Source organism: Marinactinospora rubrisoli (assembly GCF_042664915.1).
Lineage (GTDB): Bacteria > Actinomycetota > Actinomycetes > Streptosporangiales > Streptosporangiaceae > Marinitenerispora > Marinitenerispora rubrisoli.
The window spans coordinates 119,569-133,065 of record NZ_JBHTBH010000003.1 but is presented as its reverse complement, the minus strand read 5'-3'; the positions used below and the strand labels follow the sequence as shown (position 1 = coordinate 133,065).

Sequence of the window (13,497 nt, the reverse complement as noted above, 5' to 3'; positions counted from 1 at the left end):
CCCCCGAAAAAAATCGCTCAGCGCGGGTGACCCGCTACTCCACGAGATAGCGGAACTCCTGCGTCGCGTACCACAGCAGCTCGTGCTCGTCCGCGCGGGCCGGATCGTCCTCGGTCACCGCGGTGGCGACGTCGGTCATGGCCGCCTCATCATCGACGTGCGCCGAGGCCACCCGCTTCAGCGGGACGGCGCCGTGGACGGTCAGCGCGGCGGGTTCGCCGGACTCGGTGGCGGGGTCGACGGCGGTCTCGGGGACCTCGGCGGCGATCACCACGCGGCGACGGGGGGCGGCCGGGTCGGCGGCGAGGAGCCGCAGCGAGGCGTCGGCCGCGGCGCGCATCGCCTCGTACTCCAGCTCCTCCTCGTCGTCGCCGAGCCGCGCGCGCAGTGCGGGGGTGACCCCGTAGCCCGAGAGCGGGGCCGGCTCGAACCGGCCCTCGGCCAGGGCGGCGGCGAGGGCCGGGAGAGTGCTGGGCAGGTAGATGCGCATCGGTCGACTCATTCGGGGCGTGGGCGTCGGGTGTCACGCCGAGTGTGCCAAAAGTCGGCCGGCTCCGCGCGCCACCGCCTGGTCAGGACGGCATCGGGTCCAGCGAGATCCCGCAGCTCTCCTCCAGCCGGACGCGGGTCTCCTCCGGGTCGCGGTGCAGGATGCCGGTCATGCCGAGTTCGACGGCGGCGGCCACGTTGTGCTCGATGTCGTCGATGAAGACGCACTCCTCGGGTGCCAGTCCGATGAGGTCGAGGGCGTGCCGGAAGATCTCGGGCTCGGGCTTGCGCATGCCGACCTCGCCGGAGATGACGACGGCGTCGAAGGTGTCGGCGAACCGGTCGCGTGGGTAGCCGTTGCCCCAGGAGTTGGACAGCAGGCCGGTCCGCACCCCCTGGCGGCGTGCCTGGCGCAGGGCGGCGTACATCTCCTCGACCGGGAGGAAACCGGCGAACATCCGCTCCAGGAGCCCTTCGTGGGGGACGGCTCCGCCATCGACCAAGCGGAGCTCCGCGGCGAGCCGGCGTTCGAAGACGCTCGGCTCGACCTCGCCCCGCTCCAGGGCGTGGATGGGGTTGGCCAGAGCCGCACCGGCGCCGCCGTAGGCGCCGTTGACCCAGGTGTGCATCACGGTGCGGTACCGCTCGTGGTCGATACGGTCGGCTTCCAGCCAGGCATCGATGGTCTCCAGCAGCGGCGAGGTGAGAACGCCGCCCCAGTCGGTGATGACGCCTCGGCACGGCATTGACGGCACAGACACGGAATCGCCTCCATCCGCTCCGGGTGACCGTTCACGGGGTGGCCCGCGCCCCAGCGGCGCCCGTTCCACCGGTGGGGCGGAGAGTTTTCCCCGTACGGCGAGATTCGAATCCTCCGAGTCCGGCCGGGCTGTACGAGGTCGCCTGAGACAGCGGGCCGACCGCTCGGCCGAAGGGGGCCGGAAGTCACCGAACCTCTGGGGCCACGGTGACGGGTGTGATCGCGACCGTCCTGGAATTCCAGGTCGGTGTCGCACCAGAACCGGCACACCCGGACTGACCTGGTCGTTCCGCTGAGAGCGAACGCGAATAAGATTTGGATACTCGAATACACGTTCGAAGGCGGCGAAAATTCGGCAAGCTGGCCGACATGCAGCACATGACTTTGCAGACACGTCCCCACATTCGGCGGACGGAGGTATCCGCGTGATCGCGCTTCGCCCCATACCGCGGCGGCCGGCACGGCACCAGCTGACCGTGGACGACCTGGCCGACGTTGCGGACAACGGCGAGAGGTACGAACTCGTGGCCGGCCAGCTCGACGTGTCGCCGGCGCCGCCCCTGCCGCACGTCCGCATGCAGACCCGGCTCTGTTGGCTGCTCTGCACTGCCGCGTCCGGTGGCTTCGAGGTCCAGACGGGTCCGGGCCTCGTCCTCAAGCGTGGCGGGGAGCACCACCGCATCCCGGACGTCTGCGTCAAACGCGACGAGCCGGTCAGCCCCGATCCGTACGGTTACCACTACCTCACCCACCCACCGTTGCTCGCCGTCGAGATCGTCTCGCCGGCGAGCAGCATCCGCGACTACGAGTTCAAAACGCTGGAGTACGCGCGCTTCGGGATTCCGGCGTACTGGATCGTGGACATCGCCTCCGGCGAAACCGCGATCACCGAGTTGCGACGACGCGGAGAGGACTATCACGAGGTGCGGCACGCGGCCGGCACCGAGGTCTTCGAGACCGACCATCCCTTCCCCGTGCGGATGGTCCCCCGATGGCTGCTCGCCGATGGCGACTGGCGCAGCCACTTGGGTGGTCGCGAGACCACGGGCAGCCGCGCCTGACTCAGTACCCCAGCCCGTCCCCGAACGCCAGGTCCGTGTCCGGGATGTCCACCGGCAGCCGGCCGGACGGGTTCACCTCGCCCGCCAGGACACGGGCGGCGGCGGTGAGCGAGACATCCACGGACGAGTAGACCGCCAGGTAACCGTCGAGGCCGGGCAGCGCCGCGATGTCGTACGGGGTGCCTTGGGCCACCACCACGACCGGCGTGCCACCGGACCGGGCGTCGGAGACCACGGCCCGCTGTTCGGCGTCGCCGCGTGCGCCGTTGGTTCCTACCACGGTCACGTCCGCGTCGGCGGCCGAGTCGGTGGTCCGGTAGCCGAGATCGCGCAGCGCAGCGGCGATTCCGTCGGCGCCAGAGCCGGTGACCCGCACCGCGGCGCCCTCACGGAGCGGCAGGACGCCGTTCTCGTTGCGCAGCAGCGTCACCGAGGCGTCGGCGACCTGCTGGGCCGCTGCCGTGTGGTCGGCGCTGCCCACCACCTCCGCCGCCTGCCCGGCGTCGGCGGGACCGGCGTCGAAGAGGCCGCGGCGCAGCTTGAGTTCGAGGACCCGCAGGACCGACTCGTCCAGCCGCTCCTCGGTGATCCGGTCCTCCTGCACGGCGGCCAGCACCGCGTCGTAGGCGGTCCGCGGGTCCGGCGGCATGAGCAGCTGGTCGGCCCCGGCGAGGACGGCGCGGACCGCGATCTCGCCGTCGTCGTGGGTCTGCCGCACGCCCTCCATGTTGAGGGCGTCGGTGGTGACGACGCCGTCGTAGCCGAGTTCGTCGCGCAGGATGCCGGTGATCACGTTCTCCGACAGCGTGGAGGGTTCCCCGGAATCGTCCAGTTCGGGCATGAAGACGTGCGCCGTCATGATCATGTCGGCGCCCGCCTCGACGGCGGCCTGGAATGGGGGCAGGTCCACGCGCTCCCACTCCTCGCGCGACTTGGTGACGGTGGGCAGACCGGTGTGGCTGTCGACGTCGGTGTCACCGTGACCGGGGAAGTGCTTGATGACGGGGACGACCCCGGCCTCGGCGAAGGCGGCGGCCTCGGCGGCGGCCATCTCGCCGACGAGTTCGGGGTCGGAGCCGAAGGAACGGATGCCGATGACCGGGTTGTCGGGGTTGACGTTGACGTCGGCGACCGGCGCGTAGTCCAGGTTGATGCCGAGCGCGGCGAGCTCGGCCGCGGTGGTGCTCGCGAGGCTGGCGGCGGCCTCGGGGTCGCGGGTGGCGCCCACCGCCATCGCGTCGGGGAACCGCGCGCCCACGGGGAGCCGGGCCACCAGCCCCTGTTCCTGGTCGACCCCGAGGAACAGCGGGATGCCGGAGTCGTCGGCGGCGCGCTCCTGCAGCCCGTTGGACAGCGCGGTGATCTGCTCGACGTCGGTGAGGTTCTCCGGGAAGTAGATGAAGCCGCCGGGGTGGTACTCGCTGATCAGCTCGGCGTTCTCCTCGGCGGTGGTGCCGGCCGCCGTGAGGACGAGGAGCTGGCCGACCTTCTCCTCCACGCTCATGTCGGCGAGCAGTTCGGCGGCGGCCGCCGCCGCGTCGGCCTCCGAGGGCCGCGGCGAACCCGGGTCGCTCTGGCCGCCGCCGGCGGCTCCGCAGGCGGTGGTCAGCAGCAGGCCGGCGGCCAGCGGGGCCAGGAAACGACGGAGGGACATGCGCACGAGCACTTCCGGAATCGGGGAGAAGGCGGGAACGGGCGACTCACGGCCCGTCATCACCTTAGGCCCTTCCGCGGCACTTGTCCGCCCGCTCGCGCCGGGCGGCGCACCCGCGGGTGCGCCGCCCGGCGTCGCGTCAGAGCCCCAGGTCCGCCAGGCCGGGCAGCGCGTCCCGCGCCGCGCGGCGGGCGTCGGCGGTCGTGCGGGCGGCGCGCACCGCCGCGGCCGCCGCCTGGCACTGCTCCAGGGTGTGCGCGGCCAGGGCCGCCCGCACCATCGGCAGCGCCGCGGCGCCCATCGAGAGCGTCGTCACGCCCAGACCGACGAGCACGCACGCCAGCGCGGGGTCGGCCGCGGCCTCCCCGCACACCCCGCACGGCCGCCCGGCGTCCGCCGCGGCCGACGCGGTGAGGGCGACCAGCTCCAGCACGCCCGGCTGCCAGGGGTCCTGGAACCGGCTCAGCGTGCCGATCTCGCGATCGGCGGCGCAGGCGTACTGGGTGAGGTCGTTCGTGCCGATGCTGAAGAAGGCCGCCGCCTCGGCGAGGTGCGCGGCGCGCAGGGCCGCCGCCGGGACCTCGACCATGATCCCGGCCTGCTCGATGCCGGCCCGCGCGGCGGTGGCCGCGAACCACTCGGTGTCCTCGACGTCGGTCACCATCGGCGCCATGACCTGCAGGTCGGCCTCGGTGTCGCGGTGCGCCTCCGCGAGGGCGGCGAGCTGGGCGTCCAGCATCTCCGGGAAGCGCCGCATCATGCGCAGCCCGCGCTCGCCGAGCGCCGGGTTGGGCTCCTCGGCCGGCGCCGGCAGGAACGCCAGCGGCTTGTCCGCCCCGGAGTCAAGGGTGCGCACCACGACCTTGGCGCCGGGGAACGCCTCCAGCACGGCGCGGTAGGCGGCCACCTGCTCTTCGTGCGTGGGGGCGTCGGAGCGGTCCAGGAAGAGGAACTCGGTGCGGTACAGGCCCACGCCCTCCGCGCCGTTCTCCAGGGCGGCCGGCAGGTCCTTGGGGCCGCCGACGTTGGCGAGCAGCGGCACGTGGTGGCCGTCGGCGGTCCGGCCGGGGCCGCGGCTGCGTTCCGCGGCGCTGGCACGGGCCGCGGCGCGCGCCTTGGCGCTCGCGACGACGTCGGCGTCCGGGCTGATCACGACGTCGCCGGTGGCGCCGTCGACCAGCACCTGGGTGCCGTCGGCGATCCCCTCGGCCCCCTCGCAGGCGACCACGGCCGGGAGGCCGAGGGCGCGTGCCAGGATGGCGGTGTGGCTGGTGGGGCCGCCTTCGCGGGTCACGAAGGCCAGCACCCGCTCGGGGTCGAGCAGCGCGGTGTCCGCCGGCGCCAGGTCCTGGGCCAGCAGCACGAAGGGGTCGCCGGATTCGGGGATACCCGGAACCGGGACGCCGAGCAGCCGCGCGACGATGCGGTCCCGCACGTCGTCGAGGTCGGCGACCCGCGCGGCGAGGTAGGCGCCCGCGTTGGCGAGCATGTCGCGGTACTGGGTGAACGCCTCGAAGACCGCCCGCGCGGCCGAGGTGCCGGCGCCGATGCGGTTCTCGATGTCACTGGCCAGCGCAGGGTCGCGTGCCATCAGCGCCTGCGCCGTGAGGACGTCCTTGGCCTCGCCTCCGGCGCGTTCGCCGCGCTCGGTGAGGTCGATGGCGGTCTCCTCGATCGCCGCCATCGCCCGCCGCGTCTCGGCCTCGACGTCGCCGTCGTGGCGGGCACCGGCGGGGGGCTCTGGCACCGATCGTGCCAGCCGGAGCGTGCGCCCGTAGCCGACGCCGGCACTCACTCCGACACCGGTCAGCGTCTCCGACAAGTGGTCCTCCTTGTTATTCGCCGGACCGGGAGGGCCCGGTGTTCTTTCTGTTGCGGTTATCCCTGTCGGGTATTTCTGGTCGCGCTCGCCACCTCGTTCCCTTCCACCGCCGACACAAGAGGGGCTTCGCCCAGGGGGTGCCGACGCCTCCAGACGCTCGGCGGCTCGCCGCCCAAACTCCCTGGTCACGCTCACCACCTCACTCCCTTCCACCGCCGACACAAGAGGGGCTACGCCCAGGGGGTGCCGACGCCTCCAGACGCTCGGCGGCTCGCCACCCAAACTCCCTGGTCACGCTCACCACCTCACTCCCCTCCACCGCCGACACAAGAGGGGCTACGCCCAGGGGGTGCCGACGCCTCCAGACGCTCGGCGGCTCGCCGTTCCGTGTTCGCCCTCCGATCAGTCCGCCTCCACGATCGCCGCAAGGGCGTCCAGGACTGCCTCGGCCCGTTCGCCCTCCGCGGTCACGGTGATCTCGTCCCCGTGGCGGACGCCCAACGCGAGGACGGCCAGGATGCTCTTGGCGGGCACCGGATCGCCGTCGCCCCGGGCGACGGTCACGTCGCCGGGGTGTTCGGCCGCCGCCCGCACGAACTGCGCGGCCGGCCGGGCGTGCAGTCCCACCTCGGTCCGGACGGTCAGGCGGCGCTGGGGCACGGTGCATGCTCCTTGCGTGGGGACGGGACGGCGCGGGTCAGCGCAGCACGTCCGGCCAGTCGATCTCGGTCAGGTGCTCGACGACGCGGTGCGCCCGGTACAGCGTCGCCGGCTCGTGCGTGGTGGTGATGCCGACGACGCGCATCCCGGCGCTCCGGCCGGCCTCGATCCCGGCGGGAGTGTCCTCGAACACGACGATGTGCTCGGGGGCGTGCCCGAGCAGTTCGGCGCCGCGCAGGTACCCCTGCGGGTGGGGCTTGCCCTGGGTGACGTCGCCCGCGGTCACGACCGGGCCGAACAGCTCCCGCACGCCGAGCGCGGTGAGGGCCGCCTCGGCCCAGTCACGCCCGGCGGAGGTGACGAGCCCGAACGGCACGTCCGCGGCGTGCAGCCGGTGGACGAACTCCACGGAGTTCGGCAGGTGCTCGATCGGCGGGAGGTCGGGGGCGTCGCTGTACATCCGCAACTCGGCGACGATGACGTCCAGCGTGACATCGGGGATGAGGTCCGGGTACTCGGCGAAGACGTCCTGTCCGCGGCGCCCCATGAAGCGGTGCAGCAGCTTGTCGTCATAGGGGACGTTGTGCGCGTCCAGCAGCTTGGCCCAGGTGGCGAGGCTGCGCGGCTCGCTGTTGATCAGCGTTCCGTCGAGGTCGAACAGCGCGGCCCGCGGTACCGGGAAGCCGTCGGTCGCGGTCAGGTCGGGCATGTGTGGTGTTCTCCCGTCAGGCCCAGCGGAACAGTGGTGCGCCCCGGTCGACCGCCCCGGTGACGGCGCGGGAGATGACGTCCCCCACGGCGTCCAGCGCGACCACCGGCACGATGGGGGACAGCCCGCGCGCGGTGACGTCCGCGGGGTCCCAGCGGATGAGCGGCTGTCCGGCGCTCACCTCCGTCTTCTCGGCCACCAGGCGTTCGAACCCCGCGCCGCCGAGCTTCACGGTGTCGATGCCCAGGTGGACGAGCACACCGCGGTCCCCCTCGGCGAGGACGACGAACGCGTGCGCGTGCAGTTTGACCAGCAGGCCGCCGACCGGGGCCACCGCCTCCTGCGGTCCGGGGTGCGGGCGTATCGCGGTGCCCGGACCGACCATGGCCTGGGCGAAGACGGGGTCGGGCACCTCGGACAGCCCCACCGCGGTGCCGGCGACGGGGGAGAGAACAGACAGCACGAGCCCTACTCCTTTCTCGTTCCCTTACGGGAGCCGGGGGGCTGTGGTCGGGCGCGGGCGGAGATGGCGGCGTGGCGGCCGGTGCCGCGGTGCGGTCCCGTCCGAGCGCCACGGGAGGCGTGTCCCCGTTCAAGCGCCACGGGAGGCGGATCCCCCGTTCAAGCGCCACGGGACGCTGTACCGCGGCACGGCGACGCCGTCAGTCGAGCAGGTCGGCGATGTCGTCGCTGAGAGTGTCGGCCTCCGGGCCGACCACGACCTGCACGACCGTCCCGGAGACGAGCACACCGTGCGCGCCGGCCGCCTTCAGCGCGGCCTGATCCACCCGTCCCGGGTCGACGACCTCGGTGCGCAGCCGGGTGATGCACGCCTCGATCTCCTTGATGTTGGCCGCACCCCCCAGTCCCGCCACGATCGCGGTCGCTTTGTCTGCCATCTGCTACCTCCAGGTCGGGCTTACGGGATCGTGCCATACCGCCGCGCGATGCCGATCACAGCCGAGCTTAATCTCGGTCACGTATCCGGCCGCGCCGCCTCCCCCGATTGGCGACGGGGCGGTCGCGCGGCCGGGAGCGGCGGTCAGGACGTCTGGGTCACCTTGCCGAGCCCCCGCGGCCGGTCGGGGTCGTATCCGAGGCCGCGAGCGAGGCGCTCGGTGAGCTGCTGGGCCGGCACGATGAGGCCGATCGGGGCCAGCCACTCGGGCAGGTCGGGGCCGGGGACCGCGAGGTCGCAGGCCCCGGCGAGCGCCGCTCCGCCGCCGATTCCGTAGACGGGGGCGCCGGCGGCCGATACGCGTTCGGCGAGCGCGACCGTGCCGGACAGCGTGGGCCCGGAGTCGGCGGCGACCAGCAGGGCGGGCGTGTCGGCGTCCACGACGGCGATGGGGCCGTGCAGCAGGTCGGCGTAAGAGAGCCCCATGGCGTGCAGGTAGCACGCCTCCTTGAGTTTGAGAGCGGCCTCCAGGGCCGTGGAGAACGCCAGTCCGCGCCCCGAGACGACCGCGCCCTGCACCCCGACCAGCCGGTCGGCGATGGCGTCCAGCGGTTCCGAGGGGCCGGCGAGCAGCCGCTCGATCGCGGCGGGGACCTCGCGCAGCTCGCCGGCGTCCAGGGGGGCGCCGAGCGCGAGGGCGAGGACGGCCAGCGCAGTGAGCTGGGTGGTGTAGGTCTTGGTGGCGGGGACGGCCACCTCGTCACCGGCGCGGGTCACCATGGCGAGGTCGGCGAGCCGTGCCACGGGCGAGTCCGCGTCGTTGGTGATGCCGACGGTGCGCGCGCCGCACTCGGCGGCCCAGTTCATGGTCTCGACGATCTCCTCGGTGCGGCCGGACTGCGAGAGAGCCACCGCGAGCACGCCGGAGAGGTCGAGCCGCGTCCCGTAGGCCGTGGCGACGGAGGGCGACGCCAGCGTGGCCAGCCGGGCCGCGTGCGTCTGCGCCAGGTACCCGCCGTACACCGCCGCGTTGTCGGAGGAGCCCCGCGCGATGAACAGCACCTGGCGGGTGGGGCGGGCGAGGTCGGCGATCTCGGTCAGGCGGGGCAGCAGCTCCGCCAGGGTGTCGTGGATCGCCGCGGGCTGTTCGGCGATCTCACGGCTCATCACGCTCGGTCTACTCGTCATCCCGGCCCCTTCCGGTCGCGGATCGCGTCGGCCGCCCGCAGCTCTCCCGCCGACCTCGCGCCCGGCCGCACCTCCCGCGCGAGAGGCGGGGTCCGACCGGTCAGGGCATTGACACGGGGGGAGCCAGCGTGGTCTAGTCCGGCCTATACCAGCGGCACCCTATCCGACACGTCCGGAATCGAACAGGTCTCCCCCATGACGATCGACCCCATGAGCCCCGTACCCAAGTACTCCCAGCTGCGGGAGATCCTTCTCGACTGGATCGAGGATTCCGGGCTCGCGGTGGACGACGCCATCCCCTCCGAGCGGGAGCTGGGCGTCCGCTACGGGCTGTCCAGGATGACCGTCCGCCAGACCATCGACCATCTGGTGGCGGAAGGCAAGCTGTACCGCGTCCCCGGCAAGGGGACCTTCGTCGCCCGGCCCAAGATCGAGATGTCGCTGCGGCTGGCCTCCTTCACCGAGGACATGCGCGCCCGCGGCTTCGTCCCCGGTTCCCGCGACCTCGCTCGCCGGGTCGATCCGGCGAGCGGCCACCTGGCCCGGCTGTTCGGCGTCCAGCCGGGCGCGCCCGTCCACCACATCGAGCGGCTGCGCACCGCCGACGGCGAACCCATGGCGATCGAGCGGTCCAACATCCCGGTCGCCGTCGCCCCCGGCCTGGCCGGGCGGCCACTGGCCGGGCGGTCGCTGTACGAGCTGCTGGAGGAGGAGTACGGCGTCCTGCTCGACTCGGGCGAGCAGACGATCGAGGCCGGCCTGTGCGACCCGGCCGACGCCCGGCTGCTGGGGCTGCCCCCCGGCAGTGCCGTCCTGCTGCTGCAGCGGCGCAGCTTCGCCGCCGGCGCGTGCGTGGAGGTCGCCATCTCCACCTACCGCGCCGACCGCTACCAGCTGCGTTCCACCCTCGAACCGCTCCGCCGCGGAGCCGGGTGACGGTACCCCGCCCCGTCCCCGGAGTCCGGCCCCACCGGTCCGCGGCCGGAACGAACACCCACCAGCCACCCCGGGTGGCACACCATCGGGAGGTTTCACGGTGAACGCCCCAACGGCCGTCGCGAACGGCCCATCCCCCACCGCCTCGCTGCTGGCGGTACTACAACGCATCGGCCGCAGCCTCATGATGCCGATCGCCGTCCTGCCGGCCGCCGCGATCCTGCTGCGCCTCGGCCAGCCGGACCTGCTCGGCAGCGACGGTGCGGCCGGCTGGCCCGGTATGTCGTGGCTGGTCCCGGTCGCCGACGTGGTCGGCCAGGCCGGTAACGCCCTCTTCGAGAACCTGCCGCTGCTGTTCGCGGTGGGCGTCGCCATCGGGTTCGCGCGCCGCGCCGACGGCTCCACCGCTCTCGCGGCGCTCGTGGGCTACCTCGTGTTCGACCGGGTGACCAAGACGATCTTCTTCGACCTGGGCGGCACGGTCGGCGAGCGGGTGACCCTGGAGACCGTGGACGGCGCGGTCGTCAACTGGGGAGCCAAGAACCCCACGGACGTGCTGGGCGGCATCGTCATCGGCCTGGTGGCGGCGCTGCTCTGGCAGCGCTTCTACCGGATCAAGCTGCCCACCTGGCTGGGCTTCTTCGGCGGGCGGCGGTTCGTGCCGATTCTCACCGCGCTGGCGGGCCTGCTGCTCGGCGTGGTGTTCGGCTTCGTCTGGCCGGCGGTCGGCGCCGCCATCGACAGCCTGGGCGCCTGGATCATCGGCTCCGGCGCGGTCGGCGCGGGCGTGTACGGCATGGTCAACCGGCTGCTGCTGCCGTTCGGCCTGCACCACATCGTCAACTCGGTGGTCTGGTTCGTGTTCGGCTCCTACGAGGGGCCGAACGGCGTGGTGCACGGCGAGATCAACCGCTACCTGGCCGGCGACCCGACCGCCGGCGGCTTCCTGTCCGGCTTCTTCCCGGTGCTGATGTTCGGCCTGCCGGCGGCGGCGCTCGCCATGTGGCGGGCGGCGCACCCGAGCCAGCGCACGGTGGTGGGCGGCATCATGATCTCGGCGGCGCTCACGGCGTTCGTCACGGGGATCACCGAGCCGATCGAATACGCGTTCATCTTCATCGCGCCGGTGCTGTTCGCCGTGCACGTGGTGCTGACCGGCATATCCATGGCGCTGCTGAACGCGCTGGACGCGCACCTGGGCTTCGGGTTCTCGGCGGGGCTGATCGACCTGCTGCTGAACGCGACCAAGGACAACACCACGGGTCTGATCTGGATCCTCGGCCTCGGCGTGGTCTACTTCGCCGTGTACTACCTGGTGTTCTACCTGCTGATCACCCGCTTGAACCTGCCGACTCCGGGCCGTGAGCCCGGCGACGACCAGCCCGCGGCTGAGGGAGCCGCGGCGGGCACGCCCGGCGCGGACGGTACGGCCCCGGCGGAGGGCGCCGCCTCCGGCAAGGACGGTGACTCCGACCGGACCTGACCTCCCGGGGTCCAGCGAGGCGGGTCGGATCACCCCGGCCCGCCTCCGGGCATGCGTCCGGCCCTGTCCCGGGGTTCGGGGCCTGGTGTCTCAGGCGCCGTGGGTCCCCGGCGCGCCGTATCGGGCGAGCATGGTCAGCACCGCTTGGTCGACCGCGTTGGAGATGGCGGTGTCGTCGGGCTCCCAGTGTGCGAGCAGCATCCGCGGCCAGAACACGTAGTTGGAGATCATCCCGAGGAATTGGGTCGCCGCCATCTCCGCATCGTCGAGCCGGGCTGTACCAGCGGCGTTCTCCGCCGCCAGGTAGCGGCGGACGGATTCGAAGTAGGGCAGCTTGCCGAGCTTGAACTGGGTCTCGCCGAGCTCGGGGAAGCGCGGTACCTCGGCGATGACGATGCGGAAGAGGGCGGCCATGCCGGGCTGGGTGAGAAGGGCCGCGTATCGGCGTCCGATGGCCTCAAGCCCCGCGCGGAGGTTCCCTGGCTCGGGGAGGGGCGCCTCCTCGTCGTCGACCTTCCAGTATTCGGTGACGATCGCCTCGAACAGGGCCGCCTTGGTGGTGAACTGCTTGAACAGCGTTGCCCTGGACACTCCGGCCGCCTCGGCGATGCGGGCCAGCGAGGTGCCGTCGTAGCCGGAGTCGAGGAACAGCTTCGTCGCCGCCTCGATGATGGACGTCCGCTTCTGCGCTGCCACCCGCCGGTGGTATTCGGAAGGCTGTGCCGTCATGTCCCCCAGTATGCCCCCTACTGCGAGGTGGGTCACTTGACTCACCTCTATCCCTGCTCATACCTTGAGAGAAGAGGTGAGTCACTCGGCTCACCTCTATGTGAGCCGGGAAGGATGCATCATGGAACGCTTTGCGGGTCAGACCGTCGTCGTCACGGGCGGCAGCGGGGGTATGGGCAGCAGTCATGTGCGGGGCTACCACGCCGAGGGGGCGAACGTCGTCATCGCCGGCCTCGACGACGACGCCGGCCGCGATCTCGCTGCTCAGCTCGGTCAGCGGGCGCTGTCCGTTCGCCTGGATGTCGCCAGCGAGGACGACTGGGCGGCACTGGTGCGAGAAGTCGAAGGCCACTTCGGGCCGGTCACCATCCTGGTGAACAACGCGGGAGTCCAGAACCCGGCGGCCCCTATCGAGCACACCGAACTCCGCACCTGGGAGCACAGCTTCAGCGTCAACGTCACCGGCCAGTTCCTCGGCATCAGGGCCGTGGCTCCGTCGATGCGCAGGGGCGGTGGCGGAACCATCGTCAACATCGCCTCGACCATGGCCCACGTCGGCACGGCCTACTACGCCCCCTACACCGCCAGCAAGTGGGCCGTGCGCGGGCTGACCAAGACGGCCGCGCTGGAGCTGGGGCGGGACAACATCCGGGTCAACTCCATCCACCCCGGCGTCGTCTCCACACCGCTGATCAACGAACCCGCCGTCGCTGGCCAGCCGGCCATCGCCGACGTCTACTCGCCCGATCCCTTCGCCATCCCCCGCCTCGCCGAACCCTCTGACATCACCCGCCTATTGCTCTTCATCACCTCCCAGGACGCATCTTTCGCTACGGGCTCGGAATTCGTCCTGGACGGCGGCCTGCTGCTCGGCCCTGCGCTCCAACCCGAATCCGGCACCGCGGCTTGAGCCCGGCGGTGCGGCCGCCTGCGTCGAGTGCGCCCGCCTTCGTCACGCTCCACGACTCCAAGAACCCGCACCGTGGCCACCTCACCCTCTACTCCAGCGAGTGGGCCGCCTTCCTCGGTGCCGTCCGGCGCGAGGGGCGCTGCCGGAAACCGGGCATTCCGGGATAGCGCGAGGGGCCCCGCGTGTGCGGGGCCCCTC

The 13,497-nt window shown here is 72.3% G+C and carries 15 protein-coding genes; 5 read left to right on the top strand and 10 right to left on the bottom strand.

The window, feature by feature from the left end:
• Positions 1-34: 34 nt before the first annotated feature.
• Together ACFQRF_RS07390 and ACFQRF_RS07385 are read right to left on the bottom strand one after the other, a co-directional pair.
• Positions 35-490, bottom strand: a complete 456-nt coding sequence (locus ACFQRF_RS07390) for a DUF6912 family protein (protein WP_379869937.1) — start codon at positions 488-490, stop codon at positions 35-37.
• An 82-nt stretch (positions 491-572) separates the two neighbouring features.
• Positions 573-1,235: an HAD family hydrolase gene (locus ACFQRF_RS07385; protein WP_379870414.1), complete on the bottom strand. Its 663-nt coding sequence runs from the start codon at positions 1,233-1,235 to the stop codon at positions 573-575.
• A gap of 439 nt (positions 1,236-1,674) precedes the next feature.
• On the opposite strand from ACFQRF_RS07385, the gene ACFQRF_RS07380 reads away from it, so the two are divergent.
• Positions 1,675-2,310 carry a Uma2 family endonuclease gene (locus ACFQRF_RS07380; RefSeq protein WP_379869936.1) on the top strand — a complete coding sequence of 212 codons (636 nt, stop codon included), beginning with the start codon at positions 1,675-1,677 and terminating at the stop codon, positions 2,308-2,310.
• 1 nt (position 2,311) lies between these two features.
• Here ACFQRF_RS07380 and ACFQRF_RS07375 read toward each other — a convergent pair whose 3' ends face one another.
• From ACFQRF_RS07375 to ACFQRF_RS07345, 7 genes are all read right to left on the bottom strand, one after another.
• Positions 2,312-3,964 carry a glycoside hydrolase family 3 protein gene (locus ACFQRF_RS07375; protein ID WP_379869935.1) on the bottom strand — a complete coding sequence of 551 codons (1,653 nt, stop codon included), beginning with the start codon at positions 3,962-3,964 and terminating at the stop codon, positions 2,312-2,314.
• 139 nt (positions 3,965-4,103) lie between these two features.
• A complete protein-coding gene (gene ptsP, locus ACFQRF_RS07370) occupies positions 4,104-5,786 on the bottom strand; it encodes a phosphoenolpyruvate--protein phosphotransferase (protein ID WP_379869934.1) in 1,683 nt (560 codons plus the stop codon).
• Between the two features lie 402 nt (positions 5,787-6,188).
• A complete protein-coding gene (locus ACFQRF_RS07365; protein WP_379869932.1) occupies positions 6,189-6,446 on the bottom strand; it encodes an HPr family phosphocarrier protein in 258 nt (85 codons plus the stop codon).
• A gap of 37 nt (positions 6,447-6,483) precedes the next feature.
• Positions 6,484-7,155 (bottom strand): HAD family hydrolase, encoded by a 672-nt coding sequence (locus tag ACFQRF_RS07360; RefSeq protein WP_379869931.1) that lies wholly within the window; start codon positions 7,153-7,155, stop codon positions 6,484-6,486.
• 16 nt (positions 7,156-7,171) lie between these two features.
• Positions 7,172-7,618: a PTS sugar transporter subunit IIA gene (locus ACFQRF_RS07355; protein WP_379869930.1), complete on the bottom strand. Its 447-nt coding sequence runs from the start codon at positions 7,616-7,618 to the stop codon at positions 7,172-7,174.
• Between the two features lie 199 nt (positions 7,619-7,817).
• Complete coding sequence (locus ACFQRF_RS07350) at positions 7,818-8,054, bottom strand: PTS sugar transporter subunit IIB (RefSeq protein ID WP_379869929.1); 237 nt, start codon at positions 8,052-8,054, stop codon at positions 7,818-7,820.
• 143 nt (positions 8,055-8,197) lie between these two features.
• Positions 8,198-9,241 carry an SIS domain-containing protein gene (locus tag ACFQRF_RS07345; RefSeq protein WP_379869928.1) on the bottom strand — a complete coding sequence of 348 codons (1,044 nt, stop codon included), beginning with the start codon at positions 9,239-9,241 and terminating at the stop codon, positions 8,198-8,200.
• Positions 9,242-9,436: 195 nt separating this feature from the next.
• Here ACFQRF_RS07345 and ACFQRF_RS07340 point away from each other — a divergent pair, with 195 nt between their 5' ends.
• Positions 9,437-10,177 carry a GntR family transcriptional regulator gene (locus ACFQRF_RS07340; protein ID WP_379869927.1) on the top strand — a complete coding sequence of 247 codons (741 nt, stop codon included), beginning with the start codon at positions 9,437-9,439 and terminating at the stop codon, positions 10,175-10,177.
• 100 nt (positions 10,178-10,277) lie between these two features.
• The gene (locus tag ACFQRF_RS07335; protein WP_379869925.1) at positions 10,278-11,660 is read left to right on the top strand and encodes a PTS transporter subunit EIIC; all 1,383 of its coding nucleotides are present in this window, start codon (positions 10,278-10,280) and stop codon (positions 11,658-11,660) included.
• A 90-nt stretch (positions 11,661-11,750) separates the two neighbouring features.
• Here the strand turns inward: ACFQRF_RS07335 and ACFQRF_RS07330 are convergent, their stop codons facing one another.
• Positions 11,751-12,389, bottom strand: coding sequence for a TetR/AcrR family transcriptional regulator (locus ACFQRF_RS07330; protein ID WP_379869924.1), 639 nt, complete (start codon positions 12,387-12,389; stop codon positions 11,751-11,753).
• A 121-nt stretch (positions 12,390-12,510) separates the two neighbouring features.
• Here ACFQRF_RS07330 and ACFQRF_RS07325 point away from each other — a divergent pair, with 121 nt between their 5' ends.
• Positions 12,511-13,299, top strand: coding sequence for an SDR family NAD(P)-dependent oxidoreductase (locus ACFQRF_RS07325; protein WP_379869923.1), 789 nt, complete (start codon positions 12,511-12,513; stop codon positions 13,297-13,299).
• Positions 13,300-13,307: 8 nt separating this feature from the next.
• The gene (locus ACFQRF_RS07320) at positions 13,308-13,466 is read left to right on the top strand and encodes a DUF397 domain-containing protein (protein ID WP_379869922.1); all 159 of its coding nucleotides are present in this window, start codon (positions 13,308-13,310) and stop codon (positions 13,464-13,466) included.
• The last annotated feature ends 31 nt before the right edge of the window (positions 13,467-13,497 follow it).

Coding starts and splice junctions, on each gene's coding strand:
- ACFQRF_RS07390 (WP_379869937.1), bottom strand. CDS start 490: ATGCGCATCTACCTGCCCAGCACTCTCCCGGCCCTCGCCGCCGCCCTG.
- ACFQRF_RS07385 (WP_379870414.1), bottom strand. CDS start 1,235: ATGCCGTGCCGAGGCGTCATCACCGACTGGGGCGGCGTTCTCACCTCG.
- ACFQRF_RS07375 (WP_379869935.1), bottom strand. CDS start 3,964: ATGTCCCTCCGTCGTTTCCTGGCCCCGCTGGCCGCCGGCCTGCTGCTG.
- ACFQRF_RS07360 (WP_379869931.1), bottom strand. CDS start 7,155: ATGCCCGACCTGACCGCGACCGACGGCTTCCCGGTACCGCGGGCCGCG.
- ACFQRF_RS07350 (WP_379869929.1), bottom strand. CDS start 8,054: ATGGCAGACAAAGCGACCGCGATCGTGGCGGGACTGGGGGGTGCGGCC.
- ACFQRF_RS07345 (WP_379869928.1), bottom strand. CDS start 9,241: ATGACGAGTAGACCGAGCGTGATGAGCCGTGAGATCGCCGAACAGCCC.
- ACFQRF_RS07340 (WP_379869927.1), top strand. CDS start 9,437: ATGACGATCGACCCCATGAGCCCCGTACCCAAGTACTCCCAGCTGCGG.
- ACFQRF_RS07330 (WP_379869924.1), bottom strand. CDS start 12,389: ATGACGGCACAGCCTTCCGAATACCACCGGCGGGTGGCAGCGCAGAAG.
- ACFQRF_RS07325 (WP_379869923.1), top strand. CDS start 12,511: ATGGAACGCTTTGCGGGTCAGACCGTCGTCGTCACGGGCGGCAGCGGG.